Origin of the sequence: Methylophaga sp. SB9B (genome assembly GCF_004832235.1) — a bacterium.
Classification (GTDB): Bacteria; Pseudomonadota; Gammaproteobacteria; order Nitrosococcales; family Methylophagaceae; genus Methylophaga; species Methylophaga muralis.
Window position 1 is genome coordinate 11358 of sequence record NZ_SSXS01000018.1, and the last position, 4983, is coordinate 16340.

4 protein-coding genes and 1 pseudogene are annotated in these 4983 nt (G+C 43.8%); all 5 read left to right on the plus strand.

Annotated elements, in window-relative coordinates:
- Positions 1-1517, plus strand: a pseudogene (locus E8Q33_RS14735) (DNA-directed RNA polymerase subunit beta'); the annotation flags it as partial.
- A gap of 151 nt (positions 1518-1668) precedes the next feature.
- Complete coding sequence (gene rpsL, locus E8Q33_RS14740; protein WP_069296874.1) at positions 1669-2043, plus strand: 30S ribosomal protein S12; 375 nt, start codon at positions 1669-1671, stop codon at positions 2041-2043.
- 45 nt (positions 2044-2088) lie between these two features.
- Positions 2089-2559: a 30S ribosomal protein S7 gene (rpsG, locus tag E8Q33_RS14745; protein ID WP_014707497.1), complete on the plus strand. Its 471-nt coding sequence runs from the start codon at positions 2089-2091 to the stop codon at positions 2557-2559.
- A 74-nt stretch (positions 2560-2633) separates the two neighbouring features.
- Positions 2634-4733: an elongation factor G gene (gene fusA / locus E8Q33_RS14750; protein ID WP_136555678.1), complete on the plus strand. Its 2100-nt coding sequence runs from the start codon at positions 2634-2636 to the stop codon at positions 4731-4733.
- 24 nt (positions 4734-4757) lie between these two features.
- On the plus strand, positions 4758-4983 hold a 226-nt coding region (locus E8Q33_RS14755; RefSeq protein ID WP_247870141.1), incomplete at its 3' end, for a GTP-binding protein.

Consider the following 4983-nt stretch of genomic DNA (forward strand, 5'->3'; position numbering starts at 1 on the left):
TCTGTGCATCTTGTTATGGTCGTGACTTGGGTCGTGGTCATAAGATTAACGTTGGTGAGGCCGTTGGTGTTATCGCTGCACAATCTATCGGTGAGCCTGGTACTCAGTTAACCATGCGTACCTTCCACTTTGGTGGTGCTGCATCACGTACCGCAGCTGATAACTCAGTTGTACTGAAATTCAAAGGTCGTATTCGTTACTTCAACATTAAATCTGTTGAAAACTCGGCAGGAAAATTCATTGCGGTTTCCCGTTCAGGTGAGTTGCATTTGATCGATGAAAATGGCCGTGAACGTGAGCGTTACAAGATTCCTTATGGTGCTGAAATCGCGGTAGCCGATGATGATGCAGTAGATGCAGGTCAAATTGTAGCAACGTGGGATCCGCATACCCATCCAGTTGTAACCGAAGTTAAGGGTCATATCCGACTAAGTGATTTGGTTGAAGGTGTTACTGTTGATAAACAAGTTGACGAAGTCACTGGTTTGACCAGCTTGATTATTCGTGAACCAAAACAACGTAGTAGTGCAGCCAAAGATATGCGCCCAATGGTTAAGTTGATTGATGACCATGGTAATGACGTTAATATTGTGGGTACCAATATTCCAGCAGAATACTTCTTACCAGGTGGTGCGATTGTTCGTGTTACAGATGGTATGGAAGTGGAAATTGGTGACATCCTGGCACGTATTCCACAGGAAAGCAGTAAAACGCGTGACATCACAGGTGGTCTGCCACGGGTTGCCGACTTGTTTGAAGCACGTAAGCCGAAAGATCCAGCATTGATGGCTGAAATCAGCGGTACCATAAGCTTTGGTAAAGAAACCAAAGGTAAACAACGTTTAATCATTACACCTAAAGAAGGTGAGCCGCATGAAGAGCTGATTCCTAAATGGCGTCATGTATCTGTGTTCGAAGGTGAGCATATTGAAAAAGGTGAAATGATTGTTGATGGACCGGAAGATCCACATGATATCTTGCGCTTAAAAGGTATTCTGGCTTTAGCAAACTATATGGTGAGCGAAGTTCAGGAAGTTTACCGTTTACAGGGCGTTAAGATTAACGATAAGCACATCGAAGTAATTGTTAGACAGATGTTGCGTAAAGTTGAAATCGATGCCGTTGGTGACAGTAAGTTCCTTAAAGGTGAGCAAGTAGAATTTGATCGTGTATTGGATGCAAATGATGAGTTAGTTGGTCAGAATAAGATGGGTGTGTTGTTTACGCCTATGCTGCTGGGTATTACTAAAGCTTCATTAGCAACTGACTCGTTTATTTCTGCTGCGTCGTTCCAGGAAACCACACGGGTTCTGACCGATGCTGCTGTAACCGGTAAGAGTGATAGTTTACGTGGTCTGAAAGAGAACGTAATTGTCGGTCGACTGATTCCGGCTGGTACAGGTTTGGCATACCATAAAGAACGTCAGCGTCGCCGCCAGGGTGGTAAACCTGCCGCAGTTGAACCTGTAGCGGAAGTGATTGAAAATAGTGAGGAAGAAATCAACGAAGCTTCTTAAAAGAAGCCTTGACGCAATGCTTTGTTGCGTTGTAAAATTCCTCTTCTTTGTCGGGCATCCTTATCTGGATGCCCGCTTTTAATAGAATGGTAATGCGAGAAGAATTAGTATCGCAGGCTACCATCAATAGATATTTGTTAAGGTTGTATTAATGGCAACAATTAATCAGTTGGTTCGCAAACCAAGAGTTAAACAGAAGAAAAAGAATAATGTACCAGCTCTGCAGGCATGTCCTCAGCGTCGTGGTGTTTGTACACGTGTTTATACTACAACACCTAAGAAACCAAACTCTGCGATGCGTAAAGTGGCTCGTGTACGTTTAACAAATGGTTTTGAAGTGACTTCCTATATTGGTGGTGAAGGTCATAATCTGCAAGAGCATAGCGTTGTATTGATTCGCGGTGGTCGTGTAAAAGATTTGCCTGGTGTGCGTTATCACACAGTCCGTGGTGCTCTGGATACCTCTGGTGTTTCTGCGCGTCGTCAAGGCCGCTCAAAATACGGTGCAAAACGTCCTAAAGGTTAATCCTTGGAAAGCACTGAGCGTTAATTAAAGATTTAGGATATAGAAATGCCAAGAAGAAGAGTTGTTGCTAAGCGTGAAGTTTTACCAGATCCAAAATATGCAAATATTGGATTGGCGAAATTTATCAACGTCATCATGAAAGATGGTAAAAAGTCTGTTGCTGAAAAAATCACCTATGGCGCTCTGGCTTCAGTTTCTGAAAACAAGGGCGGAAATGGTCTGGAGATTTTTCAGAAAGCAATTGAAAATATCAGTCCAATGGTTGAGGTTAAATCTCGTCGTGTTGGTGGTGCAACCTATCAGGTTCCTGTAGAAGTTCGTGCAGAACGACGTGTGGCCTTAGCTATGCGCTGGTTAGTTGAAGCTGCCCGCAAACGTGGTGAGAAATCAATGGGTATGCGACTTGCTGGTGAGTTATCTGATGCCTATGAAGGCAAAGGTACCGCAGTTAAGAAGAAAGAAGATACGCATCGTATGGCTGAAGCTAACAAAGCGTTCTCGCACTTCAGATTTTAAGCTATACCCTTGCCTGACTAGACTCAGGCAAGGTTTTTGTTCTTTAACATTGTTGATCGTAAAGAGTAGCTATAGTGGCACGTAGTACACCTATTAATAGATACCGGAATATTGGCATCATGGCACATATCGACGCGGGTAAAACCACGACGACTGAGCGCGTGCTGTTTTATACCGGCATCTCACATAAAATTGGTGAGGTTCACGATGGTGCAGCTACTATGGACTGGATGGAACAGGAACAAGAGCGAGGAATTACCATTACCTCTGCTGCTACAACCTGCTTCTGGGCCGGTATGGATCAACAATTCCCGCAACACCGAATTAACATCATTGATACTCCAGGTCACGTTGATTTCACAATTGAAGTCGAACGTTCTCTGCGTGTGCTTGATGGAGCCGTTGCTGTTTTCTGTGCAGTAGGTGGCGTAGAGCCTCAGTCCGAAACAGTTTGGCGCCAGGCAAATAAATATCACGTACCACGTCTTGCATTTGTAAATAAAATGGATCGACAGGGTGCTGATTTTCTCCGTGTAGTTGAACAAATCCAAAAACGTTTAGGTTCCACACCAGTTGTAATGCAATTACCAATTGGCGCTGAAGAACGCTTTGAAGGCGTCGTTGATTTGGTCAGAATGCAAGCGATTTATTGGAATCAAGATGATATGGGTGTCACTTATGATGCCCGTGATATTCCAGTTGAGATGCTTGCTGAATGTAAAGATTATCGTGAACAATTAGTGGAAGCAGCAGCAGAAGCTAATGAAGAATTAATGAATCAGTATCTCGAAACAGGTGAGCTTACTGATGAACAAATTAAAACCGGTATCCGGTTACAAACATTAGCCAATGAAGTGGTTCCTGCATTCTGTGGCTCGGCCTTTAAAAATAAAGGTGTTCAAGCTGTATTAGATGCCGTTGTAGAATATCTGCCATCACCTACAGAAGTGCCAGCAATCAAAGGCCTTGTTGACGTTGATAACGAAGAGTACGGCACACGTCAAGCTGATGATAATGAGCCGTTTGCTGCGTTAGCATTTAAAATTGCAACTGATCCATTTGTAGGTACTTTAACTTTCTTCCGTGTTTATTCTGGAGTATTAAAGTCAGGAGATGCCGTCTTTAATCCTATTAAAGGCAAAAAAGAACGTATCGGTCGTTTAGTGCAGATGCATGCTAACAGTAGAGAAGAAATCACCGAAGTATTTGCGGGTGATATTGCTGCAGCGATTGGCCTTAAAGATACCACAACAGGCGAAACGTTGTGCCATCCCGACCATGTCATCACTTTAGAGCGTATGGATTTTCCTGAGCCCGTTATATCGGTTGCCATAGAACCAAGAACGCAGGCTGATCAGGAGAAAATGGGTATTGCATTAGGTAAGCTTGCCAAAGAAGATCCATCATTCCGTGTTCGTACTGATGAAGAGTCCGCGCAAACAATTATTGCCGGCATGGGTGAATTACATCTCGATATTATTATCGATCGCATGAAACGTGAGTTCGGCGTTGACGCCAATGTAGGTGCCCCACAAGTTGCTTACAGAGAAACTATCCGTAAAAAAGTTGAATCTGAAGGTAAGTTTGTGCGCCAAAGTGGCGGCCGTGGTCAATATGGACACGTCTGGTTACGTCTGGAACCAATGCCTGCTGGAAGTGGATATGCCTTTGAAAATGCCACGATCGGTGGAACAGTTCCAAAAGAATACATTTCATCTGTAGATAAAGGTATACAAGAGCAGATGAAAAATGGTGTAATAGCCGGCTACCCTGTGGAAGATGTCAAAGTAACTTTGTTTGACGGTTCTTACCATGATGTCGATTCAAATGAAATGGCTTTTAAAGTTGCCGGATCAATGGCTTTCAGAAATGGTGCGCTTGAAGCGTCACCTTCACTTCTAGAGCCGATTATGAAGATTGAAGTTGTAACTCCTGAAGATTACATGGGAGATGTGATGGGTGATTTGAATCGCCGTCGCGGCTTGGTGAATGGGATGGATGATGCGCCAAGTGGAAAAATTATAAAGGCAGAAGTGCCGTTGGCAGAAATGTTCGGTTACGCAACAGATTTACGCTCAGCAACACAAGGTCGTGCTACGTACTCAATGGAGTTTGCGAAGTACAGTGAAATCCCTGGAAATGTCGCTGAAGCAATCATTAACAAAACGAAATAAAACATAGTTGAACGAGGTAGATAGATGTCCAAGGCAAAATTTGAACGTACAAAACCCCACGTAAACGTGGGCACCATTGGTCACGTAGACCACGGTAAAACTACCCTGACGGCAGCAATTACCAAAGTAATGGCTGAAGCATCAGGTGGTGAATTCAAAGATTACGCGGATATTGATAACGCACCGGAAGAAAGAGAGCGCGGCATCACCATTGCGACAGCGCACGTTGAGTACGAAACACCTAATCGTC